The sequence below is a fragment of the Dongia sp. agr-C8 genome (assembly GCF_054658695.1).
The window spans coordinates 1,144,838-1,168,186 of record NZ_BAAGHZ010000002.1 but is presented as its reverse complement, the minus strand read 5'-3'; the positions used below and the strand labels follow the sequence as shown (position 1 = coordinate 1,168,186).

The window sequence follows — 23,349 nt, the reverse complement described above, 5'->3', positions numbered from 1 at the left end:
CGGCATCGGGCGGGGGCGCAATCCGGCGCGAAGCGGCTATCTTTGCCGGAACATTTGATCGGAGGCCTGCCCGTGATTCCCTTCTCCGTCCTCGACCTCTCGCCGATCTGTCAGGGCGGGACCGCGTCCGATGCCTTCCGCAACACCCTCGACCTCGCGCAGAACGTCGAGCGGCTGGGCTACCGGCGCTACTGGCTGGCCGAGCATCACAACATGCCGGGGATCGCCAGCGCCGCCACCGCCGTCGTGATCGGCCATGTCGCGGCCGGGACCAGGACCATCCGGGTCGGCTCGGGCGGCATCATGCTGCCGAACCACGCGCCGCTGGTCATCGCCGAGCAGTTCGGGACCCTGGAGTCGCTCTTCCCCGGCCGGATCGATCTCGGCCTCGGCCGCGCACCCGGCACCGACATGCGGACCGCGCGGGCGCTGCGCCGCAACCTTGCCGGCAGCGACGACAGCTTCCCCCAGGACGTGATGGAGCTCTTGGCCTATTTCAGCGCCCCGATGCCAACCGAACAGCAGGTGATGGGCGGCCAGGTCCGCGCCGTACCGGGCGCCGGGCTGAACGTGCCGCTCTGGATCCTGGGCTCGAGCCTGTTCGGCGCCCAGCTCGCGGCGGAACTGGGGCTGCCCTTCGGCTTCGCCTCGCATTTCGCGCCGGACCACCTGATGCAGGCGCTCTCTATATATAGAGAGCGATTCAAGCCCTCGCCGCAGCTCGAGAAGCCGCATGCCCTGGCCTGTATCGGGGTCTTCGCCGCCGCGACCGATGCCGAGGCGCGGCGGCTGTTCACCTCGCTGCAGCAGCAGTTCATCGCGCTCCGCCGCGGCACGCCGGGCCCGCTGCCGCCGCCGCTGGACAGCATGGAAGGCCACTGGTCGCCGCAGGAGCGGATGATGGTGGAGCATAGCCTGATGTATTCGGTGGTCGGCGGCCCCGATACGGTGCGCCAGGGCCTGGCCGAGTTCATCCACGCGACCCAGGTGGACGAGCTGATGATTACCGCGCAGATCTACGACCACGCGGCGCGGGTGCGTTCTTTCGAGATCGCCATGGAGCAGCGCGAGCAGCTGGCGACCGATAAGCAGCGGCGCGCCGGCTAGGGGGACTGCGTTGGAGGTAATACGGCGACCGCGTGCCTGGGCCGAGGTCAACGTGGAGATGCTCAACATGCGTGGGGTCGGTGCCCGGGAGCCTAGAGCGAGAGGAGCGTAGCCCGAAGACTTGTGCAAATGGGCTCGACCGGCGGCCGGCAGTGAGATATTTCTCCAGGCCCGCCGCAAGAAGCATTTCCAGTCATGTCCCCCGTCGCACTTCACCGCCAGCCGCTGCGCGGCCTCGCCTATATGGCGGTGGCGATCTTGCTGTTTTCCGCCATGGATGCGGCGGCGAAGTGGCTGACGACTGGATACAGCGTGGTCGAGATCGCGCTGTTCTCGCGGCTGCTCTCGCCCGTGCTGTCGTTGGGGGTGGCACTGCATCAAGGCGGCATCGGCACGTTGCGGACGCGGCATCCCGGCTGGCATCTTGCGCGGGCCACGGCCAACGGCGTGACCCTGGTCACCTTCTTCGCGGCGCTGATCTATCTGCCGCTGGCGGATACGGTGGCGATCACCTTCGTCAGCCCGCTGATCATGAGTGCGCTGGCCGTGCCGCTGCTCAAGGAGCGCGTCGGCCCGCGGCGCTGGATCGCGATCGTGATCGGCTTTGCCGGCGTGCTGGTGATCACGCAGCCGAGCGGAGTCGGCTTCGGGCTGGGCGCGGTCCTGGCGCTTTCCGCGGCACTCGGCAGCGCGTTCGAGATCATCCTGACGCGGCGGATGAGTGCCACCGAGAGCAGCCACAGCATCCTGTTCTGGTCGTCCTCGCTGATGATCGTCGCCTTCGGGTCGGTCGTGCCGTTCGCCTGGACGACGCCGGTGCCGGCCGACTGGCCGGCGATCGCGGTCCTGGCGCTGTCCGGCAGCTGCGCGCAGTTCGCCCTGGTGCAGGCGTTCCGCTATGGCGAAGTCTCGATGCTGGCGCCGCTGGAATACAGCGCGCTGATCTGGGCGACGCTGTTCGGCTATCTGTTCTGGGGCGACCTGCCGACCCTGACCGTGCTCGGCGGCGTCGCCATCATCGTTGCCAGCAGCGCCTATGTCGCGCATCGCGAGGCCCGGGCCAAGGGGCAGGCGACGGCACCGACCCGGGACCTGATCTAGAGAACGTGGCGATACTGGATGAAGCCGGATTTGTCGGCGATCCGGTCGTAGAGCTGCATCGCCGTCTCGTTGGTTTCATGGGTCAGCCAGTAGACGCGCGCGCAGCCGGCCGTTTTCGCCGCCTGATACACATGCTCGATCAGCTTGCGGCCGACACCGCCGCCGCGCAGATCAGGCGCCGTGAACAGGTCCTGGAGATAGCAGTAGTTGCCGATGGTCCAGGTGGAGCGGTGCTCGATATAGTGCACCAGGCCGACCGCGCGCGTGCCGGCCCAAGCCAGCGTGCCGTTCACCGGCTCGTGGGGGTCGAGCAGGCGCTCGAAGGTGGTCGCGGATACTTCCTTGGCGATATCGACCTTGTAGAATTCCTGGTATCCGCGCCAGAGCGGCATCCAGGCATCATGGTCCTCGCGTCGGATCGGCCGGATGAGGATGTCGGCGGCGGCCATCGCGATCTCCTTCTTCAGAAACTGAGCTTGTGAACCTGCTGTCCCGATGCGTCGAAGTTTCCGGGCTCCAGCCATTTTTCATAACCGGCCTTCAGGCGCGGCCAGTCCCGGTCGAGCATGGCAAACCAGGCGGTGTCGCGGTTCTTGCCCTTGACCACCATATGCTGCCGGAAGATGCCTTCGAAGCTGAAGCCGAAGCGCTCGGCCGCCCGCTTCGAGGGTTCGTTCAGGTTGTTGCACTTCCATTCGAAGCGGCGGTAGCCGAGATCGAAGACGCGTTTCGCGAACAGGAACAGCGCTTCGGTGGCGACGCGGCTGCGCGCAATCGCCGGACCCCAGAGGATGTTGCCGATCTCGATCACGCCATGGACGGGATCGATCCGCATCAAGGACTGCCGCCCCTCGGCCCGACCGGTCCGCTTGTCGATCACGGCGAAGAACAGGGGATCGGCGCCGGCCGCGGCCTTTTCGACCCAGGCGTTGAAGGCCGCCGCATCGGCCGGCGCTGCCTCGAACAGATAGCGGAACCGGTCCGCGGCACCCTCGGCCTGCGCCGAAGCCAGGAGGTCGGCGGCATGCCGCGCGGGGTCAAGCGGTTCCAGGCGGGCGTAACGCCCGTCGATGGGCGCGCGTTCGGGGCGCGGAACGCCCTTCCAGTTCGAGAGATCCATGGGCACAAATCCTGAGCTGCAAGCCGGTCTCAGATGTGCGCCATAAAGCGGTATCCTGTAAAATACCACTTCGGCCAAAATCAAGGGTCCACTTCCGCAACCGGCAACCGCGCGGCCGCCACCGGCGGCGTGGCCGCGGCAGGCGAACCTGCAACCCACGGACCTTGGTCCGATGTGCAGGCGCCGGAAGTCTGCCACTATGGGCGCCGGTGGCGCCTTCCGGGCACAGGGGAAAGACAGCGATGGTTTCCGGAGCCGGCAGCGGATCGACCGGGTTGCCCAAGCGGGCGGCGGCGGTCCCGGCCGATCAAGCGACGTTCCCGCGGATCCTGCGCCGAATGCGGGCCTTGCGGCTCGACCAGCAGTTCATGCTGGCGGGGAGCCTGGTCTCCCTGCTCGGCATGGCCGTGATCGGCGCCTGGGTCACCGACAAGATCGTCGAGAGCGTGACGCGAAACTCCGCCATTGCCGCGGCGATGTACATGGAGAGTTTCATCGCGCCGCTGTCGCAGGAGCTGGGCTCCGACAACGCGCTGTCGCCGGCGACGGTCGCGCGCCTGCACCAGGTACTGGCCACCGAGCCCTTCGTCGACCGGATCGTGTCGGTCAAGATCTGGAAGAAGGGCGGGCTGGTCGCCTTCAGCACCGAGAGTGACCTGATCGGCCGCCGTTTCGAGCCGAACGAAAGCCTGCGCCGGTCCTGGGCGGGCAAGCTCGAGGCCGAGTTCAACGAGATCGAGGACGAGGAGGCGGCCTCGGAGCGCGCCAGGGACATCCCGCTGCTCGAGGTCTACAACCCGGTCCACTCGATCGAAACCGGGAAGATCATCGCGGTCGCGGAGTTTTACCAGAACGCGACCGAGCTGCAGCACGATCTGGTCCGGGCCCGGGTGACGTCCTGGCTGGTGGTGGGCGCCGTCTGGATCGTCACCTTCGCCCTGCTGTTCGGGATCGTGCGGAGCGGCAGCCGCCTGATCGGCCGCCAGCATGCCGAGCTCGAGGCCCGGTTCGCCGAGCTGTCGCGCGTCTCCAGCCAGAACGAGAAGTTGCGCCTTCGCATCCAGAACGCCTCGCTGCGCGCGGCCGAGCTGACCGAGCGGCAGCTGCGCCGGATCAGCGCCGATCTGCATGACGGCCCGGCCCAGGCGCTGGCGCTGGCCTCGCTGCGGTTGGAAAAGCTGGCGCAGAGTCCCGGCGCCGAGCAGGCTGAGGCCGGAACGATCCGGCAATCCCTGGACGAGGCGCTGCGGGACATTCGCAATCTCTGCCGGGGCATCACGCTGCCGGAGCTCGAAGGGCGGAGCATCGCGCAGGTGCTGGAGCTGGCGGTGGAGACGCATGAGCGAAGGACCAAGACTGCCGTCGCGCTCGCCGACGGGACCGGCGCCACCGGCGCGCTGAGACCGGCGCATCCGGTGCTGATCTGCATCTATCGCTTCGTCCAGGAATGCCTGATGAACGCCTTCCGGCATGCGGGTGGGCGCGATCAGCGCGTCGAGGCCTGCATGCTGGAGGGTTCGCTGCAGATCGAGGTCATCGATGCCGGGCCGGGGCTGGCGCAGACGCCGACCGATCCAAACCATGCACCCCTCGGTCTGCTCGGCCTGCGCGAGCGTATCGAGGTGCTGGGCGGCGTCATGCGCTCGGAGAGCGGCGCCGCCGGCGGGACCCGGCTCACCATGTTGTTGCCGCTGACCAAGGATAGCGAATGAAGGGGGATCGGGCATGAAGGGACCGATTCGCGTCGTCATCGCCGATGACCATCCGCTGTTCCGCGACGGGGTGGTGCGCAGCTTGCGGGAGAGCGGCGATATCGAGGTGGTCGGCGAGGGCGGGTCGGCCGAGGAAGCGGTGCGGCTGGTCGATCTCCATCTGCCGGACATCGTCTGCCTCGACATCTCGATGCCCGGCGGCGGCATCCAAGCGGCCCGCGAGATCGGCCGCAACTACCCCGCGGTCCGGATCGTCATGCTGACGGTTTCCGAGGCCGACGACGATGTGCTGGCGGCGCTGCAGGCGGGGGCACGCGGCTATGTGCTGAAGGGCGTCGGCGCCCGCGACCTGGTCGAGCTGCTGCGCGGCGTCGCGGACGGCGCTTCCTATGTTTCGCCGGACCTGGCCGCGCGCGTGCTGACCGCGATGAAGCGGCCGGCCGGCGTGGGCCAGCCGATCGACGACCCGATCGCCGCGCTCTCGAAGCGGGAGGAGCAGATCCTGCACCTGCTCGCCCAGGGACTGAGCAACAAGGAGATCGGGCGCCAGCTCGAGCTGCAGGAGAAGACGGTCAAGCATTACATGACCAACATTCTGCAGAAGCTCCAGGTCCGCAACCGGGTCGAGGCCGCGCTGCTGGCCCGCGAACACGGAGTCTGACGGCCCGGGCCCGTTCGATCGGCGCTTGCGGGTCAGACCAAGGTCCGACGGACGCTCGGACCTCTGCGGCAGAAGCATCGGACCATGACCGGTTTCGCCCCCGTCGCCGCTTGCGCGACGATCGCCAGCGTCACGGAACGCATGGAAAGGAAAACGCCATGAATGTCTCGAAAAAGCGGCTGATCGGCGCGCTGCTCGCCACGCTGGCGACGGCGGCTGTCTCGCCGCTGTCGTCCGCCTACGCGCGGCACGGCGCCGATGATCCGGCCGGACACGATGCCGGCGACGACCGCGGCGGAGGCGGCGGCGGGCACGGCAAGGACGACCCGTCCGGCCATCGCTGACAGGCGCAGCGGGCGAGGACGCGTCCGAACCCGCTTTGCTCGCACTCTACCATCAATGGGAGATTCCAGATGACGATCGCCAGTCCAAGAACAGCACTGCCCCTAGCCCGGATCGCCTTCACCGCGCTGTCGATTTTGACAGCGGGCGTGGGGTTGACCGCCCTGCCGCTGGGTGAGATCGCGCGCGCCGACAGCGGCCATGGCGGCGAAGGCGGCCATGACGGCGGCGACCACGGCGGCGGCAGCGGCCACGGCGGCAGCGGCTCCGGCGGCAGCAGCGGGCATGGCAGCGGCGGGCATGGCGCCGACGATTCCGCCGGCCACGATGCGAACGACGACAAGGGCGGCCAGCGCGGCGGCCATGGCGCCGACGATCCGGCTGATCACGACGCGAACGACGATAACGGCGGCCAGCGCGGCGGCCATGGCGCCGACGATCCGGCCGATCACGATGCGAACGACGACAACGGCGGCCTGCGGCCGGCGCCGACACCCAAGTAGTCGCGCCAAGCCGTCCCGCAGCGACAGGCCGGCCGGGCGCAACACCCGGCCGGCTTTCGCTCACGGATGGCCCGGCCTCCTAATGTCGTCTGACCTTGCGGCGCGCACGGAGCTTCTCGGCGCCGACGATCTCGTTGCGCTCCGCCATCTCTCGCAGCGCCTTGACGCTCACGCCGACCCGCCGGACCACCTTGCCCCGTTCCGGCGGGTAATAGGCTTCCAGCTTCTTCCCGGCGATCGCCTCGCCGATCACGGCCGCGATGACCTCGGGCTCGACCGCGTTTCCGGCAAAGGCCATCCGGGTCGCGTCGTTCTCGGCCTCCTTCTCCAGCATGGGCGTCTCCGTGGCGGACGGATAGACGATGGTGAAGTCGAGTCCCGATTCGCGTTCTTCGAGCGCCAGGGCGAGGTGGAAGGCGCGCAGCGCGTGCTTGGCCGCCGCGTAAGACGAGAGGCCGGGGAAGGGCAGGAAGGAGACCATGCTGGCGATGGTGACCAGATGCCCGTGCCCCTGCCGCTTGAACCTGGGCAAGGCGGTCATCATTCCGGTCAGCGGGCCGATGAAATTCGTGTTCATCGTATCGGCGTGCAACGCCACCGGAATATCGCGGGCATAGCCGGTATGGACCACGGCGGCGTTGTTGATCAGCACGTCGAGCTGCCCGAACCGCTTCCAGGCGAGATCGAGCGCCCGGTTCCATTGCCGCTCCGAGCGGATGTCGAGGGAAACGGCAAAGGCCGCCGCGCCGCATTCCTTCGCGACGGCCTGCGCGCCGCCCTTGTCGATGTCGGCGATCGCGACCTTGCATCCCTGCGACGCCAGCAGCAGCGCCGTCGCCTTGCCGATCCCGCTGGCGCCGCCGGTGATGAGGACGGTCCGAGATTCGCTCCGCCGCATCGCGCTCAGCCTTTGCGCGTCACGGGGCGGGTGTGGAACTTGATCGCCATCGTGGTCTCCTTGCGGGCTCAGGATTGCCGGCGGGTGCGCTGGAACATCGGGCCGCCGCGCCAGCGCGGGAAGCCGTAGCCGTGCACCTCGACGAGATCGATGTCGCTGGCCTGGGCGGCGATGCCTTCATCGAGGATCGCCTGGCCCTCGGCCGCCATGGCGTCGATCAGGCAGTCGGCGATCTCGGCCGGAGTCATCTCGCGCTTTCCGGCGACCAGCGGCGCCAGCAGCCTCGCGGTCTCGGGCGAGACCCGCGGCGTGCGGTCGCCCGGCTGGTAGTCGTACCAGCCGCCGCCGGTCTTCTGTCCCTTGCGCCCGGCGCGCACCAGGATGTCGCCGGGGCTTTCGGGCACGGCCTCGCCGCGCGCCCGGGCGGCTTCCCGATGCATGTAGGAAATGTCGAGGCCGGAGAGGTCCTGCACTTCGAAGGGTCCCATGGCCAGGCCGTAGGCGCGCATCGCGCCGTCGATCGCTTCGATCGCGACGCCGGCGCGCAGCAATGACTCGGCCGCGCCGCGGTAGCGGCGCAGGATGCGGTTGCCGATGAAGCCGTCGCAGATTCCGGAGCGCACCGGGATTTTTCCGAGCTGCTGCGCGAGCGCGAAAGCGGTCGCGAGCACTTCGGGCCGGGTCTGCGGCGTCGGGATGATCTCGAGCAGTTTCATCACCTGGGCCGGGCTGAAGAAATGCAGGCCGATCAGCCGCTCGGGATTCGGCAGGTCCTCGGCGAGCTGGCGCGGGTCGAGGTAGGAGGTGTTGGTGGCAAGAATCGCATCGGCCCGGCAAGCAACGGCCAGCCGGCGAAACACCTCGCGCTTCACGGCGAGATCCTCGAACACCGCTTCGATCACGAGATCGCAATCGCGGAGATCGGCGAAGTCGGTGCTGAAGCGCGTTCCGGCCAGCCGCGCCGCCGCCGCTTCGGCGGTCAGCCTGCCCCGCTGCTGGGCGGCGTCGAAGACCGCCTTCAGTGCCATCCGGGCGCGATCGCGACTCTCGGTGTCGCGTTCCACCAGGATGACCGGAAGATCCGCATCGCGCAGCGCCGCGGCGATGCCGACGCCCATGGTGCCGCCACCGACGACCCCCACCTTTCGCAGGGGGAGCGCGGCGATCCCCTTGAGATCGGCGGGTCGCGGTGCCGCGCGCTCGGCGAAGAAGAGGGAGCGCAGCGCGGCGGCCTCCGGCGAGCCCCGCAAATACAGGAACAGGGCGCGTTCGTTCCGCAGTCCTTCCGATACCCCGTGTTCGGCGCCGTAGCGGATCGATTCCAGGGCCTTGAGCGGCGCGATATTGCCCTTAGCCGCCTTCCCGATCCGCTGCCCGGCTTCGGCCCAGAGCGCATCGGGCGCGGCGGGAAGCGGCCGCTCGACGGCGAGCGGCGGCAGCGGCTCCGCGGCCCTCGCGCGCGCGAAGGCGGCGGCGGCGGCCACGAGATCGCCGTCGATCACCGCGTCGACCAGCCCGAGCGCCTGCGCTTCGGAAGCCGTCAGTGTCTTCATCTCCGCGGCGACGGGAATCGCCGCGGCAATGCCGATCAGGCGCGGGAGACGCTGGGTGCCGCCCGCGCCGGGGATGATGCCGAGATTGACTTCGGGCAGGCCGAGCTTGGTGCCGGATGCGGCGACCCGATAACGACAGCCGAGCGTAATCTCCAGGCCGCCGCCGAAGGCGACGCCATGGATCGCGGCGACCCAAGGCTTTTGCGCCCGCTCGATCCGGGCGATGACGTCGGGCAGGGTCGGGCCTTCGACCGGGCGGTCGAACTCGGCGATGTCGGCACCGCCGACGAAGAGCTTTCCGGCGCCGGTGAGGATGACCGCGGCGATCCCCGGATCGGCATCGCAGCTGTCGGCCAGCGCGAGCAGCCGGACGCGGACCGCGGCGTTGATCGCATTCACCGGCGGATTGTCGATGGTCACGACGGCGACGGCGCCGTCGCGGGAAACCGCAACGATGCTCATGCCAGGGCGTCCGAGCTCTTGGCGGGCGCGATCGGGCCGCCCGCATGGCAGGCGATCGCCCCCTTGCCGGCGAGTTCGTCGATCTGCGCGTCGCTGTAGCCGAGCACCGCGCGGAGCGTGGCGCGGGTGTCCTCGCCGAGCAGCGGCGGCGCCTTCGGCTTGTGCGCGGCTTGCGCCGCGAGGCCATGGGCCGGCCGGATCAGGGAGACCGGGCCGAGGCTGGGATGCTCCAGGCGCTGGATCAAGCCGCGCTCCACCACGCTCGGGCTCTGCAAGGCCTCGGCGACGTTCTTCACCGGCCCCGCGGGCACGCCGGCGCGGTTGCAGGCATCGAGCCAATGCGCGGAGGTATCCCGGCGCAGGATCTCGGCCAGCATCGGCAGCAAGGCCTCGCGGTTGAGCGCGCGCTGGTGCGAGTTCTTGAAGCGCGGGTCGTTCGGCAGCTCCGGCCGCGCGATGACCTGTTCGCAGAAATCGATGAACATGCGGTCGTTGCCGCAGGCCAGCGCAAAGGTGCCGTCCGACGTCTCGAACAGCTGGTAGGGCACCACGGTCGGGTGCGCGTTGCCGTAGCGCTCGGGTTGGACCCCGGCATTGAGATAGCCGGTGCCGATGTTGATCAGCAGGTTCAGCGCGGAATCCAGGAGTGCTACGTCGATATACTGGCCTTGGCCGGTGTCGCGCCGCTGATAGAGCGCGGCCAGGATCGACTGGGTCGCGATCATGCCGGCAACGACGTCGGTGAAGGCGACGCCGAGCCGGCTCGGCGGGCCGTCCTTCTCGCCGGTGATGGACATCAGGCCGCTTTCGGCCTGCATGACGAAATCGTAGCCGGGGCGATCCCGCTCCGGTCCCTTCTGCCCGTAGCCGGAGATCGAGCAGAAGATGATGCCGGGATTGATCTTGCGCAGCGCCTCGAAGCCGATGCCGAGCCGGTCGCAGGTGCCGGGCCGGAAATTCTCGACCACCACGTCGGCCTGCCGGGCGAGGTCGAGCACGATCTGCCGGCCTTCCTTTGACTTGAGGTCGATCGCCAGGCTCTGCTTGCCGCGGTTGGTGCAGAGGAAATAGGTGCTGACGCCCTTGTAGTTCGGCACCGACCAGGCGCGGGTGTCGTCGCCGCCCTTGGTGTTCTCGATCTTCCAGACCTCGGCGCCGAGATCGCCGAGGCTCATCGTCGCCCAAGGGCCGGCCAGGACCCGGGAGAGGTCGAGCACGCGTATTCCCTTGAGCGGCAGGTCCTGATGGCTCATCCGTCTACTCCCAGGAATCTCTTGTGCCGGCCAGGCCGGTCTCGATCGCATTGGCGAAATGGCAGGCGACGGCATGTCCCGCGGCCTTCTCCTCCAGCTTGGGCTCCTGCTCGGCGCAGATCGGCTGGGCGAGCGGGCAACGCGTGCGGAAGCGGCAGCCCGACGGCGGATTGATCGGGCTGGGGACCTCGCCTTTGAGCACGATGCGCCGGCGTGTGCGCTCCCGCTTCGGATCCGCCAGCGGCACCGCGGACATCAGTGCCTGGGTATAGGGATGCATGGGCGCGCGATAGAGCCGCCGCTTGTCGGCGATCTCCACGATCTTGCCGAGATACATGACGGCGACCCGGTCCGAAAGGTGCTGGACCACGGAAAGGTCGTGCGCGATGAAGACGAAGGCGGTTCCGAACTTCGCCTGGATGTCCTTCAGGAGATTGAGGACGCCGGCCTGAACCGAGACATCGAGCGCGGAGACCGGCTCGTCGAGCACCAGCAGCTCGGGCTGCAGCGCGAGCGCGCGGGCGATCACGACGCGCTGGCGCTGGCCGCCGGAAAGCTCGTGCGGATAGCGCTTGCCGTGCTCCGGGTTGAGCCGCACGACCGCCAGCATTTCGTCGACCCGGTCGCGGCGGGCCTGGTCCGGGAGATCGCTGATCCGCAGCGGCTCGGCGATGTTCTCCGCGACCCGCATCCTGGGATGCAGCGAGGCGTAGGGGTCCTGGAACACCAGCTGGATCTGCTTGCGCAGCGCGCGCATCTCCGGCGGCGACACGGTGTTGATGTCGCGGCCGCGGAACAGGGTCTGCCCCGAGGTCGGCTCGAGCAGGCGCAGGATGCAGCGGCCGAGCGTGGACTTGCCGCAGCCGGACTCGCCCACCAGTCCCAGGGTCTCGCCGGGCCGCACATCGAAGGAGACACCGGCGACGGCATCGACATGACCCACGGTGCGCTCGAGGATGAGCCCGCCCTTGACCGGAAAGCGCTTCACCAGATTGCGAACGGAGAGGATCGGCTGGGTCATGCCCGATCCTCGCCCGGCAGCGCGGCGAAATGGCAGGCCGCGCTGTGAATCGCATTGCCGCGGTTCGGCGGCGCGGCGGCGGTGCAGATCGGCTGGCCCTGCGGGCAGCGCGGATGAAAGGCACAGCCGCCCGGCAACAAGCCCAGCGGCGGCGGGGTGCCCTCGATCGAGAACAGGCGCGCGCGCTCGACCGCCATGTCGGGGATCGATTCGATCAGGCCGCGCGTGTAGGGATGGCTGGGGTTGGCGAAGATCTCGTCGATGCCCGCCTGTTCGACGATCTCGCCGGCATACATCACGGCGACCCGGTCGGCATGTCCGGCGAGCACGCCGAGGTCATGGGTAATGAGGATGATGCCGAGATCGAGGCGCGCCTGAAGCGCCTCCAGCACCTCCATGATCTGCGCCTGCACGGTCACGTCGAGCGCGGTGGTGGGCTCGTCGGCGATCAGCACGTCCGGATCGTTGGCGACCGCCATGGCGATCATCACGCGCTGGCGCATGCCGCCGGAGAATTCGTGCGGATATTGATGCAGGCGGCGGTCGGGCTGAGGGATCGCGACCAGCGACAGCAACTCGCCGGCGCGGTCGAAGGCCTGCCTGCGGGTCAGCGCGGCATTGTGCAGGCGCAGCGCCTCGGCGATCTGCGCGCCGACGGTCATCACCGGGTTGAGCGAGGAGAGCGGGTCCTGGAAGATCATGGCGATCCGCGAACCGCGCAGCTCCCGCATTTGTCTGCGCGGCAGCCCGACCAGCTCGCGGCCCTTGAACCTGACCGAGCCTTGCACCCGGGCGGTGTCGGGCTGCAGGCCGAGCGCCGCCAGCATGCCGACCGACTTGCCGGAGCCGGATTCGCCGACCAGCCCGACCACCTCGCCGGGGTTGACCGTCAGGCTGATGCCGCGCACCGCCTCGAGCGCGACGCCGGCGCGCTCGAACGAGACGCGGAGATCGCGGACCTCGAACAGCGGCGCGGTCATTTCGACCTCGGGTCGAAGTGGTCGTGCAGTGCGTCGCCGATGAAGTTGAAGCCGAGCACGATGGTGAGGATCGCCATGCCGGGGCCGAAGGCGACCCACCAGGAATAGAATTGCGCGGCACCCTCGGAGATCATCGAGCCCCATTCCGGCGTCGGTGGCGTGGCGCCGAGGCCGATGAAGCTGAGCGAGGCGGCCAGCAGGATGACCTGGCCGAGATCCATGGTGGCGCTGATCAGGACCGGGGTCCAGCACAGCGGCAGGATGTGCTTCAGCAGGATGCGCGGCCGGCTGGCGCCGGCGGCGACCGCGGCCTCGACATGCTCGCGCTCGCGCACCTCGAGCACCTGCGCGCGCATCAGCCGTGCATAGACCGGCCACCAGACGATCACCATGGCGATGGTGGCATTGCCGAGGCCGGGCCCCAGCGAGGCCGCGACCGCCATGGCCAGCAGCATCGGCGGGAAGGAGAGCGTGATGTCGACCAGCCGCATGATCGCCGCATCCGCCCAGCCGCCGAGATAGCCGGCGATCGCGCCCAGGAAGGCGCCGACCGAAACCGCGACACCGACGACCACGACGGCGATCGGCAGCGAATGGCGGGCGCCGTAGAGGGTCCGCGAGAGCACGTCCCGACCGAGCGCGTCGGTGCCGAGCCAGTGCTTCCAGCTCGGCGCCTGCAGGCGCTTGGCCACCATGTCCATCGGATCGAAGGGGCTTAAGACCGGCGCCAGCAAGGTCGCGGCCAGCCAGAACAGGACCACCAGAATGCCGATGGCGAGCGGCCAGGAGATCCAGCTCGCGCGGCGCAGCGGCAGTGTCGCGGACAACGCCATGCCTAGCCCAGCCTCACGCGCGGGTTGGCGACGACATAGGCGATGTCGGTGATGAGATTGGTGATCAGGAAGACGACGCCGCCGACGATGGTGACTCCGATGATCGCCGGAAAATCCAGGCCGCGCGCCGCGGAGACGGCGTAGGATCCCATCCCCGGCCAGGAGAAGATGGTTTCGGTGAGGACCGCGCCGGTGAGCAGGTAGGCGAAGGAATAGCCGATCACGGTCAGGGTCGGGACCAGCGTGTTGCGGAGCGCGTGCCGGAGCACGACGCGCAGCTCGCCCGCTCCCTTGGCGCGCGCGGTCAGGATGAACTCGCGGCCCAGAACCTCCAGCATGTTGGCGCGCACCAGGCGGGAAATCGTGCCGGCGACCGCCCAGCCGAGCACGAAGGCGGGCAGGACCAGGTGCCACAGCGCGTCGATCAGGACCCGGAGGTCGCCGGCGAGCAATGCATCGATGGTGAGGAAGCCGGTGATCTCGCTTGGCTGCGCGAGGCGCGCGTCCATGCGCCCCGGCCCCGGCAGCACCCCGAGCTTCACCGAGAAGACGAAGAGCAAGGCGAGGCCGATCCAGAACACCGGCAGCGACGAGCCGAACAGGGCGAAGAATCGCGCGAAGTGGTCGGTCGCGGTGTTGCGATAGTAAGCGGCGAGCACGCCCAGCGCGATGCCGATGGTCGAGCCGACCAGCATCGCGGCGATGACCAGTTCGAGTGTCGCCGGCAGCCGATAGAGGATGTCTTGCGAGACCGGCCGCCGGGTGATGAACGAAGTGCCCATGTCACCCGAGAGCAGGTTGCCGACGTAGATCACGTAGCGCTCCGGCAGGCTGCGATCCAGGCCCCAGCGCGCCTTCGCGGCGGCGACCACTTCCGGATTATTCATCTGCCGATCGGAGACGATCGCGGTCAGCGGATCGCCCTTGGTGATGGTCGTCAGCAGGAATGCAAGCGTGACGATTCCGAGCACCAGGAAAGGCATCGCGACCAGGCGGCGCAAGATGTATCGAGTCAAACGGCCGTCCTTCCTGCGCTGTGGCTCGACTGGCTGGGTGAAGGCATCATTGCGGCAAGGCTGTTGGATCGATATTGACAACACGCCTCCCGCCCGTCAACGTTATTGAAATTAAATTCCATTTTTCTGCAGGCTGGCGCGGGAGCGAAGCAAAGGGACAAATCTTGAGAAAGCGCACGAAAGCCGCCGACGACCGGGCGGGCGCGGATGAGGGCAGTTTCTCGGCAGCGTTGACCCGCGGGCTTCGCATCCTGCGCGCGTTCACCGCGGACGACGCCTCGCTGGGGAACCAGGATTTCATCGAACGCACCGGGCTGCCCAAGGCGACGATCTCCCGGCTCACCTACACGCTGGTCGGCCTCGGCTACCTGACCTATGACGAATCGCTCGGCCGCTACAGCATCGGGCCGGCCACGGTGTCGCTGGGCTACTCGGCGCTGAGTTCGAGTCCGGTGGTGCACATCGCGCGGCCGCTGATGCAGGAACTGGCGGATGACACCGGCGCGGCGGCGGCGCTGGGGACTCGCGACGGCGTCGAGATGGTCTACCTGGCGAATTGCCGGTCGATGAGCCCGGTGTCGTTGCGCCTCAACGTCGGCTCGCGGCTGCCGATCTGGCGGACCGCGATGGGCCTCGCCTATATCGCGGAAATGTTGCCCGAGCGGCGCGATGCCTTGCTCGAGCAGATGCTCAAGCTGGAGCCCGGCAAGGCGAAGATGATCCAGGAACACGTGAACGACGCGATCGCGCAATATTCCAAGCGCGGCTTCGTCGCCAGCTTCGGGGTCTGGTACAGCTACATCAACGCGGTCGGGGTGGCGTTCCGTCCCACCGACGGCTCCCAGCTCGTGGCGCTGACCTGCGGCGGCATCGTCGACATCCTGCCGCGCGAGAAGTGCCTCAAGGAAGTCGGCCCGAGCCTGGTCGCGCTGGTGAAGCGCATGCACGCGCGGCTCAACGGCAAGGCGGATCCGGAACCGGCGCCGCGCAAGCGCCCCGACTGAGCCGGTGAGCCGAGAAGGAACAGACATGCCCTCGCACGTTCTCTATCCCAAAGTCAGCCTGGAGCGGGCGAGCGGGAAGATCGCCCGCTGGATGGTCGCCGAGGGCGACAAGGTCCGCCGGGGCCAGATCCTGTTCGAGATCGAAGACGACAAGGCGGCGGTGGAGGTCGAGGCGCCGGCCGACGGCGTGATCGGACAGATGACGGCGGCCGACCACGAGGTCGATGTGGGCGATTCCGTCGCGCTGATCTTCGCGCAGGGCGAAACGCCGGCGGCGAAGCGCCCTCAGCAGGATGCAACGCCGGCGCGCCCGGAGCCGAAGCCGGCCGCCGTTGCGGCCGCCGGCCGACCAAGGCGCGATCCCAATCCGACGCCGCTGGCGCGCCGTCTCGCTTCCGAGCACGGCATCGATCTCACGGGAATTCCGGGCACCGGTCCGCGCGGGCGCGTGCAGCGGGTCGACGTTCTGGCACGGCTCGGCCAGGCGAAGGCAAGACCCGCGATATCGACGTCGCTTGCATCGCTCCATGCGCAGTGGCTGCGGCAAGGGCAGGGCAAGCCGATCGTGCTGCTGCATGGCTTCTCCGCCGACATCAACAATTGGCGCGGGATGCTGGCGGGCGGTCCGGTCGATGCGCCGGTGCTGGCCGTGGACCTTCCCGGACACGGTCGCTCGCCGCGCGAGGTCCCTGCCGACTTCGATGCGCTGGCCGCGCAGGTCGAGGCGGCGATCGCGGCGGAGGTGGCGGGGCCGGCCGTGCTGGCGGGGCATTCCTTCGGCAGCGCCGTCGCCGTGCGGATCGCGGCGCGCGGTGCGCTGGATGTGCGTGCGCTCGCCTTGTTCGCGCCGGCCGGACTCGGACCGGAGATGAACACGGCCTTCGTCGAGGGCATGCTGCGCGCCCGCGAAGCCGCCAGCCTGAAGCCATGGCTGTTGGAGCTGGTTGCCGATCCGGCGGTGATTTCGGAGGCGTTCCTGCGGGCCGCCGCGGAAAGCCGGCGGGATGCCGGGTTGATCGAGGCGCAACGCGCATTCGCCGCACGCTATTTCCCGGACGGCACGCCGACCTTCTCGATCCGCAGAGACCTTGCCGGGCTGGAAATTCCGGTCCGGGTCGTCTTCGGCAAGGCGGACCGTATCCTGCCCTTCGCGCTGGCGCGCGATCTGCCGGGCAATGTCGCGCTGCATGCGATCGAGCAGTGCGGACATATGCCCCATCTGGAAAGACCGAGGCTGGCGATGCGCATCCTGGCGGAATTGATCCGCAGCGCGTGAGCGCGGTCTAGGCGGCGTTCGCGGTCATGAAATCGAGGGCGCGTTCCAGAATGTCCGCGGCGCCGAGCTTGCCCGACTTCAGATAGAGCGCAACCGGCCCGGACGGCCCTTCGGCAATGCAGAAACCGCCGCCGAGCGCTCCGGCCGGCAATGCCCGGGCCCGAGCGAGACCGAGTGCGGCCACCACCGCGCCGGAAGTCTCGCCGCCGGCCACCACGATGCGCTTCGCGCCCTTGGCATAAAGCCGATGGGCGATGGCGGCCAGCAGTGCTTCTGCCTTCCGCGCGGCACCGAGCACGCCGAACGCAGCCTGCGCGCGGTCCACACCCTCCGCGCCGGCGGCCGTGGTGACGGCGAATGCCGTCCGGCCGAGATGCGCATCCGCCCAAGCGAGCGCGTCGGCGACCTGCTGCTCTTCCGCGCGCGGGTCCTGCAGGTCCAGCCGGAGCACCGGGTGCGCCTGCTCGAAACGCGCCAGATGGCCGAGGGCCACCGGCCCGACGCTGCCGACCAGCACGGCGGCCGGACCATCGACCATCGCCGGCGCTGCGGCCGACGCCGCGTCTCCTACGCCCGCCAGCTGCCGGGCGTAGGCGAAGATCATGGGATCGCTCGCCACCACCGGCGCGCCGGTCTCGATGGCGAGCTGCACGGCGATCGCGACGTCATTGTCGTCGGCGGTATCCGCCAGGACATGTCCTTGGTGCTGGGCGCGTGCTTCCGCCAATGCCTGCCGCGCGAGGTCGATGCCGGCGATGAGCTTGCTGTGTGGCAGCAAGGCGATCGGCCGCTCGGTCTGATGCGAGAGGAAGCGCGGCAAGTTGGGATCCGTCATCGGCGTCAGCGGATCGAAGCGTTTGATCGAGTCCGAAACCAGCGCGCCGCGATAGAAGAGGTGCCCTTCGAACACCGTGACGTTGTAGCGCGGGGCGCCGGCGCTCAGGATTGCGTTGGTGCCGGCGCGCGCCGCGAGGAAGTCGGCGGCCGTGCCGATGTTCCCGGATTCGGTGGAGTCGAAGGAGGCGCAGGCCTTATAGGCGAGCCTGGCGTAGCCGGCCGCGGCGAAGGCGGCGGCGGCATCCGCCAGGATCTTCCGGGCCTCGGCGCGCGGGGTGACCCGCGCCCGGGTCGCCAGCATCAGCACCGGCGCGGTCTCGCCCGGCGTCATGGCCGCGGGCGTGAACAGGATCGGGCAGGGGACTCCGGCGGCCTCGAGCTCTCCCGCGATCAGCATCGCGCCGGTGAAGTCGTCGCCGATGATCCCCAGTCTTTCTGCCATGGCTCGGTCCGGCCTGCGCTACGCCGCGGTCAGTTCGCGGGCGATGATGATCTGCTGGATCTGCGAGGTTCCCTCGTAGAGCCGGAACAGGCGGACGTCGCGATAGAAATGCTCCACCGCATAGGCCTGCATGTAGCCGGCCCCGCCATGGATCTGCACCGCGCGGTCGGCCACGCGGCCCACCATCTCGGAGCAGAACAGCTTGGCGCTGGCCGCCTCCTGCACGATGCGCCGGCCGGCATCGAAGCGGCGCGCCGCCTCGATCACCATGCAGCGTCCGGCGAAGGTCTCGGCCGCGCTGTCGGCCAGCATCGCCTGGACCAGCTGGTGCTCCGCGATCGGCTTGCCGAACTGCACCCGGTTGCGGGCAAAGCCGACGGATTCGTCGCAGAGGCGCTGCGCAGCGCCGACGCAAACCGCTGCGATATGCAGGCGGCCGCGGTTGAGCACCTTCATCGCCGTCTTGAAGCCCAGACCTTCCTGCCCGCCGATCACCGCATCCGCGGGCACGCGGCAGTCCTGCAGGATCACGTCGCAGGTGCGGGTGCCGCGCTGTCCCATCTTCTGGTCCACCGGGCCGAGACTGAGACCGGGGCTGTCGCGGGGGACGAGAAAGGCGCTGATGCCGCCCGGCCCAGGCCCGCCGGTCCGCGCCATCAGGGTGAAGACATCGGCCACCGGGGCGTTGGTGATGTAGCGCTTGGTGCCGTTGAGGACGTAGTGATCGCCGTCGCGCTCGGCCCTGGTGGCGATCGCACCGGCATCGGAGCCGCAATCCGGCTCGGTCAGCGCAAAGGAACCGATCACCGCGCCGCGCGCCATGCGCGGCAGCCAGTAGTCCTTCTGCGCCGGCGTACCGTCGACGATGATGCCTTGCGAACCAATCCCGTTATTGGTGCCGATGACCGAGCGGAAGGCGGGCGAGGTATAGCCGAGCTCCAGCGCGATCATGACCTCTTCTTCCATGGTCAGACCGAGGCCGCCATAGGCCTCGGGGATCGACATTCCGAACAGGCCGAGCCGCCGCATCTCCTCGATCAGTTCCGCCGGGATCTCGTTGTCGTTCTCGACCTGCGCCTCGGCCGGAATCAAGCGCCCGCGCACGAAGCGACGGACCGTGTCCTGCAGGCCGTCGAGGACTTCCTGATCTCGGATCAAAGGGTCTCTCCTCAGCGCCGGTTCGCGCCAAAATTTCTATTGCGAGGCAAGGCTGACACGGCTTAATGTGAGCCGCAATAGAAAACGGAATTTAATTCCACAAACGAGAAATGCCGAGACACGGCATCGAGCGGCGCAGATCGAGCTTGCGTCGTAGAAGTTCGACAGGCGAGGTCCGGATGGCGCGACAGATGCCGCTTTCTCCGTCAGCTCCCTGGTTCCGGCTGGAGCTGGAACCGAAGGACTGGCAGTCGGAAGACGCGCGCGACCTGGTCAACTGGTACGGCCAGATGATGCTCATCCGGCGCTTCGAGGAGAAGCTGCTCGAGCTCGAGAAGGCCGGTCTGATCCATGGCCCCGCGCATGCGAGCATCGGCCAGGAGGCCGGCGCGGTCGGCGCGATGTCCGTGCTCGGCGGCAACGACAAGATCAACGGCACGCATCGCGCTCACCACCAGGTGCTGACCAAGCTGATCGGCGCCGTGCTGCCCGCCGGCTTCGACATTCGCGGCGATGCCTTCACGCCCGAGATGGACGACGCCATCCATCGCTTCATGGGCGAGATCATGGGGCTGACGCCGGGCTATTGCGGCGGCCGCGGCGGCTCGATGCACATGCGCTATGCGGATGCGGGCATCGTCGGCACCTCGGCGATCGTCGGCGGCAACCCGCCGCATGCCGTCGGCTATGCGCTGGCCGACAAGATGCTCGGCCGCAAGCGGATCTCGGTCACGTTCTTCGGCGACGGCGCCGCGCAAGCCGGCGCCAGCTACGAGGCCATGAACATCGCCGCGTCGCAGAGCGTTCCGGTCATCTTCTTCATCGAGAACAACCTCTACGGCGTCGCGACCCGGATCAACGACGTGACGCGCGAGACCAGGCAGACCGCGCGCGGCGCCATGCTCGGCATTCCCTCGATCGAATGCGACGGCATGGACGTAGTCGCCGTCCACCGCGCGATGAAGGAAGCCCGCCGGATCATCGAGGAGGAAGACGGGCCGGTCGTGGTCGAGACGCTCTGCTACCGCTTCTTCCACCAGAGCGGCAGTCGCGCCGGCAGCGACTTCGGCTATCGCAGCGCCGAGGAAGAGGCGGAGTGGCGGGCCCGGGATCCGATCGCGCTGGCGCGGGCGCGGCTGACCGGTTTCGGCATTGCCGGCGAGGACGAACTTGCGCGCATCGACCAGACCGTCACCGCGCGCGTGGCCGGCGCCGCCGCGCGTTTGACGGAGCCGGTCCCGGGCGGCAACGCCCTCCGCATTCCGCAGGCGCTCTGGCCCGACCCGGCCGACGTCGATCGCGGCATCCTCGGCGACCTCTCCGAGCTGGCCGATGCGCGCCTGCTGTCGCACGAGGCGATGCGGAACGGGCCGACCGAGAAGATCAAGTTCATCACGGCGGCTTCCGATGCGATCGCCGCCAACATGGAGCGCGACCCGACCATCGTCGTCATGGGCGAGGACGTGCACCAGATGAAGGGCGGGGTCAGCGGCTTCACCAAGGGCGCCCTCGAAAAGTGGCCGGATCGCGTGCTGGCGATGCCGATCTCGGAGAACGGCTTCACCGGCGTGGCGCTCGGCGCGGCACTGAACGGGCTGCGCCCGATCGTGGAGATCATGTTCGGCGACTTCTGCCTGGTCGCCGCCGACCAGATCGGCAACGGCGTCGGCAAGGTCCGCCATATGTTCGGCGACGGATTCCCGGTTCCCATCGTCCTGCGCTGCCGCGTCTCGCCGCATACCGGCTATGGCTCGCAGCATTCCGCCGATCCGTCCGGCCTGTTCGCGATGTTTCCCGGCTGGCGCATCTTCTCGCCGACCACCGCCTTCGACTATATCGGCATGATGAACAGCGCCCTGCGCTGCAACGATCCGGTGCTGATCCTGGAGCATACCGAGCTCTATCAGCGCGAGTTCGAGGTCCCGAAGGAGGACCGCGACTTCTGCATACCTTTCGGCTCGGCCCGCATCGTGCGGCCGGGTTCCGCCTGCACCGTGCTGGCGACCTCGGTCATGGTCCACAATGCGCTGAAGGCGGCGGAGGAGGGCGGGATCGATGCCGAGATCATCGACGTCCGCAACCTCGATCACTTCGGCATGGACTGGGACCTGATCGGCGACTCGATCGCCAGGACCGGCCGGGTGCTGATCGCCGAGCAGACCGCGCGCGGACAATCGCTCGGCGCGCGCTGGGCCGACGAGATCCAGAGGCGTTTCTTCGACTTTCTCGACTACGAGATCCTGCGCGTCGCCGGCAGTCTTTCGGCGCCCACGGTATCGGCCGTGCTCAACAAGGCCGCGCTCGCCAATGCCGACGACGTGAGAGCGGCATTATCAACCCTCGCGGAAACAGGCTGAAGCAATGCCGGCCGCGTCCCTTCAAACACCACAGGAGAGAGCAATGCGAACGGGAGTAACCTCACAATGGCTTCGCGCTTCCCGGCGCGCGGCCTTGCTATCGATGGTCGCCACCGCGGCCGTGATCGGCGCCGCGAACTTTGCCGCCCAGGCGCAGGACCGGCCGCTGGTCATCGCCCGCGACATGGACTTCAACTCGCTCGATCCGTCGCGCGCCTGGTGCGACACCTGCCAGATCTATGATTCGGCGGTCTATGAGCAGCTGACCACGCTGGACAAGGATATGAAGACCGTCCCGCTGCTGGCGGAAAGCTGGACCGCCAACAAGGAAATGACGGAGTTCACCTTCAAGCTCAACGCAGCGGCCAAGTTCGCCGACGGCTCCCCGGTCGAGGCGAAGGACGTGAAGTGGAGCTTCGAGCGGCTGAAGAACCTCAAGGGCAATGCGGCCTTCTTCACCGATTCGATCACCTCGGTCGAGGCGCCGGATGCGCATACCGTCGTGGTGAAGCTCAGCATCGCAAATTCCGAGTTTCCGCAGATGGTCGCCGCGCCGAACATGGCGATCCTGAACAGCGACCTCGTCGCCGAGCACGGCGGCGTGGCCGATGCCACCGCGGCGGAGAAGGACAAGGCGGAAGAGTGGCTGCTGGCGAATTCCGCCGGCAGCGGCACCTTCGTCCTGGAGAAATACGAGCCCAACGCCGAGCTGCGGCTGAAGCGCAACGACGCCTACTGGGGCACCAAGGCGCTGGTACCGGCGGTCGTCTTCCGCCAGGTGAAGGATGCCGTGGCCCAGGCGCAGCTGCTGCAGTCGGGCTCGGCCGATATCGCGATGCAGATCGATCCCGACACGGCGAAGTCGCTCGAAGGGTCGAACGTGAAGGTCGAGCGGGTGACCTCGTTCAACTTCCTCTACATCGCGCTCTCGCCCGGCGCGAAAGGTCTCCAGGTCAAGCTCAGCCCGGAGGTTCGTGAAGCGATCTCGCTGGCGATCGATCGCCAGGGCCTGATCGACGTGACCCTCGGCGGCGCCGGCAAGCCCATGGCGGCGGCGATTCCCTTGGGCTTCCCGGGCGGCGACGGCCACGAGATCCCGAAATACGATCCCGACAAGGCGAAGGAACTGCTGGCGAAAGCCGGCTATGCCGACGGCTTCACGCTGGAATCCACCTATCCGGGCATGAATGTCTACGGCGTGGACCTCTCGGTCATGATGCAGAAGATCCAGCAGGATCTGAGCAAGGTCGGCATCAAGGTCGAGCTGACCCCGGTTCCTTTCGCCAACTGGCGTGAGAAGGTGAACGGCGACGGCACGCCGCTCACCGCCGTGTTCTTCGCGCCTGATTTCTACGGCGCTTCCGGCTATGTCGATTACTTCGGCCTGGCCGAGGGTTCCGTCTGGGCGAAGCGTGCCGGCGCGGCGAACGATCCCTCGATCGTCAACACCAAGATCCAGGCGGTTCGCAATGCCGCGCTCGCGGCGCCGACTCCGGAAGAGGCCAACAAGCTCTGGTTCGAGGCCGGCGAGATGATGGCGCAGGACCGGATCATCATCCCGATGGTGAGCCCGGAAATGATCCTGGCCTATGGCGACAAGGTGACCGGCGTGCGCTACAGCGCCTGCTGCAACCTGCCGCTGGCCGAGATCAAGTATTGAGCGATCGGGTGCAGCCGGGCGGGAGCGATCCCGCCCGGCGTTTTTTTGGAACG

Annotated in this window: 21 protein-coding genes; 10 read left to right on the top strand and 11 right to left on the bottom strand. The window is 68.2% G+C overall.

Annotated elements, in window-relative coordinates:
• Nucleotides 1–72 precede the first annotated feature (72 nt).
• Together ACYQ4T_RS13125 and ACYQ4T_RS13120 are read left to right on the top strand one after the other, a co-directional pair.
• Entirely contained in the window at nt 73–1,107 is a 1,035-nt protein-coding gene (locus ACYQ4T_RS13125) for an LLM class flavin-dependent oxidoreductase (RefSeq protein ID WP_459854680.1), read from the top strand.
• 195 nt (nt 1,108–1,302) lie between these two features.
• Nucleotides 1,303–2,208, top strand: a complete 906-nt coding sequence (locus ACYQ4T_RS13120; RefSeq protein ID WP_459854678.1) for a DMT family transporter — start codon at nt 1,303–1,305, stop codon at nt 2,206–2,208.
• Here the strand turns inward: ACYQ4T_RS13120 and ACYQ4T_RS13115 are convergent.
• Together ACYQ4T_RS13115 and ACYQ4T_RS13110 are read right to left on the bottom strand one after the other, a co-directional pair.
• Nucleotides 2,205–2,657 (bottom strand): N-acetyltransferase family protein, encoded by a 453-nt coding sequence (locus ACYQ4T_RS13115; RefSeq protein ID WP_459854675.1) that lies wholly within the window; start codon nt 2,655–2,657, stop codon nt 2,205–2,207. The two genes, ACYQ4T_RS13120 and ACYQ4T_RS13115, sit on opposite strands and share 4 nt — an antisense overlap.
• A 14-nt stretch (nt 2,658–2,671) precedes the next feature.
• Complete coding sequence (locus ACYQ4T_RS13110) at nt 2,672–3,328, bottom strand: GNAT family N-acetyltransferase (protein ID WP_459854673.1); 657 nt, start codon at nt 3,326–3,328, stop codon at nt 2,672–2,674.
• Nucleotides 3,329–3,570: 242 nt separating this feature from the next.
• Here ACYQ4T_RS13110 and ACYQ4T_RS13105 point away from each other — a divergent pair, with 242 nt between their 5' ends.
• From ACYQ4T_RS13105 to ACYQ4T_RS13090, 4 genes are all read left to right on the top strand, one after another.
• On the top strand, nt 3,571–5,040 hold the full coding sequence (locus tag ACYQ4T_RS13105; RefSeq protein ID WP_459854671.1) for a sensor histidine kinase: 1,470 nt from the start codon (nt 3,571–3,573) through the stop codon (nt 5,038–5,040).
• A 13-nt stretch (nt 5,041–5,053) separates the two neighbouring features.
• The gene (locus tag ACYQ4T_RS13100) at nt 5,054–5,701 is read left to right on the top strand and encodes a response regulator (RefSeq protein WP_459854669.1); all 648 of its coding nucleotides are present in this window, start codon (nt 5,054–5,056) and stop codon (nt 5,699–5,701) included.
• Between the two features lie 158 nt (nt 5,702–5,859).
• Complete coding sequence (locus tag ACYQ4T_RS13095) at nt 5,860–6,045, top strand: hypothetical protein (protein WP_459854666.1); 186 nt, start codon at nt 5,860–5,862, stop codon at nt 6,043–6,045.
• A 69-nt stretch (nt 6,046–6,114) separates the two neighbouring features.
• On the top strand, nt 6,115–6,546 hold the full coding sequence (locus tag ACYQ4T_RS13090) for a hypothetical protein (protein WP_459854664.1): 432 nt from the start codon (nt 6,115–6,117) through the stop codon (nt 6,544–6,546).
• A gap of 79 nt (nt 6,547–6,625) precedes the next feature.
• On the opposite strand, the gene ACYQ4T_RS13085 is transcribed toward ACYQ4T_RS13090, so the two are convergent.
• The 7 genes from ACYQ4T_RS13085 to ACYQ4T_RS13055 form a co-directional block, all read right to left on the bottom strand.
• Nucleotides 6,626–7,444: an SDR family oxidoreductase gene (locus tag ACYQ4T_RS13085; RefSeq protein WP_459854662.1), complete on the bottom strand. Its 819-nt coding sequence runs from the start codon at nt 7,442–7,444 to the stop codon at nt 6,626–6,628.
• 68 nt (nt 7,445–7,512) lie between these two features.
• Nucleotides 7,513–9,459 carry a 3-hydroxyacyl-CoA dehydrogenase NAD-binding domain-containing protein gene (locus ACYQ4T_RS13080; protein ID WP_459854660.1) on the bottom strand — a complete coding sequence of 649 codons (1,947 nt, stop codon included), beginning with the start codon at nt 9,457–9,459 and terminating at the stop codon, nt 7,513–7,515.
• Nucleotides 9,456–10,712, bottom strand: coding sequence for a CaiB/BaiF CoA transferase family protein (locus ACYQ4T_RS13075; RefSeq protein WP_459854658.1), 1,257 nt, complete (start codon nt 10,710–10,712; stop codon nt 9,456–9,458). Before ACYQ4T_RS13075 ends, ACYQ4T_RS13080 begins: the two co-directional genes overlap by 4 nt.
• A 4-nt stretch (nt 10,713–10,716) precedes the next feature.
• Nucleotides 10,717–11,733 (bottom strand): ABC transporter ATP-binding protein, encoded by a 1,017-nt coding sequence (locus tag ACYQ4T_RS13070; protein ID WP_459854656.1) that lies wholly within the window; start codon nt 11,731–11,733, stop codon nt 10,717–10,719.
• Nucleotides 11,730–12,713, bottom strand: coding sequence for an ABC transporter ATP-binding protein (locus ACYQ4T_RS13065; protein WP_459854654.1), 984 nt, complete (start codon nt 12,711–12,713; stop codon nt 11,730–11,732). The genes ACYQ4T_RS13070 and ACYQ4T_RS13065 overlap by 4 nt, the downstream gene beginning before the upstream one ends.
• Nucleotides 12,710–13,546 carry an ABC transporter permease gene (locus ACYQ4T_RS13060; RefSeq protein ID WP_459854652.1) on the bottom strand — a complete coding sequence of 279 codons (837 nt, stop codon included), beginning with the start codon at nt 13,544–13,546 and terminating at the stop codon, nt 12,710–12,712. The genes ACYQ4T_RS13065 and ACYQ4T_RS13060 overlap by 4 nt, the downstream gene beginning before the upstream one ends.
• A gap of 2 nt (nt 13,547–13,548) precedes the next feature.
• Nucleotides 13,549–14,562, bottom strand: a complete 1,014-nt coding sequence (locus tag ACYQ4T_RS13055; protein WP_459854650.1) for an ABC transporter permease — start codon at nt 14,560–14,562, stop codon at nt 13,549–13,551.
• A gap of 164 nt (nt 14,563–14,726) precedes the next feature.
• On the opposite strand from ACYQ4T_RS13055, the gene ACYQ4T_RS13050 reads away from it, so the two are divergent.
• Together ACYQ4T_RS13050 and ACYQ4T_RS13045 are read left to right on the top strand one after the other, a co-directional pair.
• A complete protein-coding gene (locus ACYQ4T_RS13050; RefSeq protein WP_459854648.1) occupies nt 14,727–15,566 on the top strand; it encodes an IclR family transcriptional regulator in 840 nt (279 codons plus the stop codon).
• A gap of 25 nt (nt 15,567–15,591) precedes the next feature.
• Complete coding sequence (locus ACYQ4T_RS13045; protein ID WP_459854646.1) at nt 15,592–16,842, top strand: acetoin dehydrogenase dihydrolipoyllysine-residue acetyltransferase subunit; 1,251 nt, start codon at nt 15,592–15,594, stop codon at nt 16,840–16,842.
• A 7-nt stretch (nt 16,843–16,849) separates the two neighbouring features.
• On the opposite strand, the gene ACYQ4T_RS13040 is transcribed toward ACYQ4T_RS13045, so the two are convergent.
• Entirely contained in the window at nt 16,850–18,121 is a 1,272-nt protein-coding gene (locus ACYQ4T_RS13040; protein ID WP_459854644.1) for a four-carbon acid sugar kinase family protein, read from the bottom strand.
• Between the two features lie 18 nt (nt 18,122–18,139).
• Nucleotides 18,140–19,279 carry an acyl-CoA dehydrogenase family protein gene (locus tag ACYQ4T_RS13035; protein WP_459854642.1) on the bottom strand — a complete coding sequence of 380 codons (1,140 nt, stop codon included), beginning with the start codon at nt 19,277–19,279 and terminating at the stop codon, nt 18,140–18,142.
• Nucleotides 19,280–19,458: 179 nt separating this feature from the next.
• Here ACYQ4T_RS13035 and ACYQ4T_RS13030 point away from each other — a divergent pair, with 179 nt between their 5' ends.
• Nucleotides 19,459–21,636 carry an alpha-ketoacid dehydrogenase subunit alpha/beta gene (locus tag ACYQ4T_RS13030; RefSeq protein ID WP_459854640.1) on the top strand — a complete coding sequence of 726 codons (2,178 nt, stop codon included), beginning with the start codon at nt 19,459–19,461 and terminating at the stop codon, nt 21,634–21,636.
• A 103-nt stretch (nt 21,637–21,739) separates the two neighbouring features.
• Nucleotides 21,740–23,296, top strand: coding sequence for an ABC transporter substrate-binding protein (locus ACYQ4T_RS13025; protein ID WP_459854638.1), 1,557 nt, complete (start codon nt 21,740–21,742; stop codon nt 23,294–23,296).
• The last annotated feature ends 53 nt before the right edge of the window (nt 23,297–23,349 follow it).

Coding starts and splice junctions, on each gene's coding strand:
- ACYQ4T_RS13110 (WP_459854673.1), bottom strand. CDS start 3,328: ATGGATCTCTCGAACTGGAAGGGCGTTCCGCGCCCCGAACGCGCGCCC.
- ACYQ4T_RS13080 (WP_459854660.1), bottom strand. CDS start 9,459: ATGAGCATCGTTGCGGTTTCCCGCGACGGCGCCGTCGCCGTCGTGACC.
- ACYQ4T_RS13115 (WP_459854675.1), bottom strand. CDS start 2,657: ATGGCCGCCGCCGACATCCTCATCCGGCCGATCCGACGCGAGGACCAT.
- ACYQ4T_RS13045 (WP_459854646.1), top strand. CDS start 15,592: ATGCCCTCGCACGTTCTCTATCCCAAAGTCAGCCTGGAGCGGGCGAGC.
- ACYQ4T_RS13025 (WP_459854638.1), top strand. CDS start 21,740: ATGGTCGCCACCGCGGCCGTGATCGGCGCCGCGAACTTTGCCGCCCAG.
- ACYQ4T_RS13040 (WP_459854644.1), bottom strand. CDS start 18,121: ATGGCAGAAAGACTGGGGATCATCGGCGACGACTTCACCGGCGCGATG.
- ACYQ4T_RS13075 (WP_459854658.1), bottom strand. CDS start 10,712: ATGAGCCATCAGGACCTGCCGCTCAAGGGAATACGCGTGCTCGACCTC.
- ACYQ4T_RS13095 (WP_459854666.1), top strand. CDS start 5,860: ATGAATGTCTCGAAAAAGCGGCTGATCGGCGCGCTGCTCGCCACGCTG.
- ACYQ4T_RS13090 (WP_459854664.1), top strand. CDS start 6,115: ATGACGATCGCCAGTCCAAGAACAGCACTGCCCCTAGCCCGGATCGCC.
- ACYQ4T_RS13100 (WP_459854669.1), top strand. CDS start 5,054: ATGAAGGGACCGATTCGCGTCGTCATCGCCGATGACCATCCGCTGTTC.
- ACYQ4T_RS13120 (WP_459854678.1), top strand. CDS start 1,303: ATGTCCCCCGTCGCACTTCACCGCCAGCCGCTGCGCGGCCTCGCCTAT.
- ACYQ4T_RS13105 (WP_459854671.1), top strand. CDS start 3,571: ATGGTTTCCGGAGCCGGCAGCGGATCGACCGGGTTGCCCAAGCGGGCG.
- ACYQ4T_RS13065 (WP_459854654.1), bottom strand. CDS start 12,713: ATGACCGCGCCGCTGTTCGAGGTCCGCGATCTCCGCGTCTCGTTCGAG.
- ACYQ4T_RS13030 (WP_459854640.1), top strand. CDS start 19,459: ATGGCGCGACAGATGCCGCTTTCTCCGTCAGCTCCCTGGTTCCGGCTG.
- ACYQ4T_RS13085 (WP_459854662.1), bottom strand. CDS start 7,444: ATGCGGCGGAGCGAATCTCGGACCGTCCTCATCACCGGCGGCGCCAGC.
- ACYQ4T_RS13060 (WP_459854652.1), bottom strand. CDS start 13,546: ATGGCGTTGTCCGCGACACTGCCGCTGCGCCGCGCGAGCTGGATCTCC.
- ACYQ4T_RS13070 (WP_459854656.1), bottom strand. CDS start 11,733: ATGACCCAGCCGATCCTCTCCGTTCGCAATCTGGTGAAGCGCTTTCCG.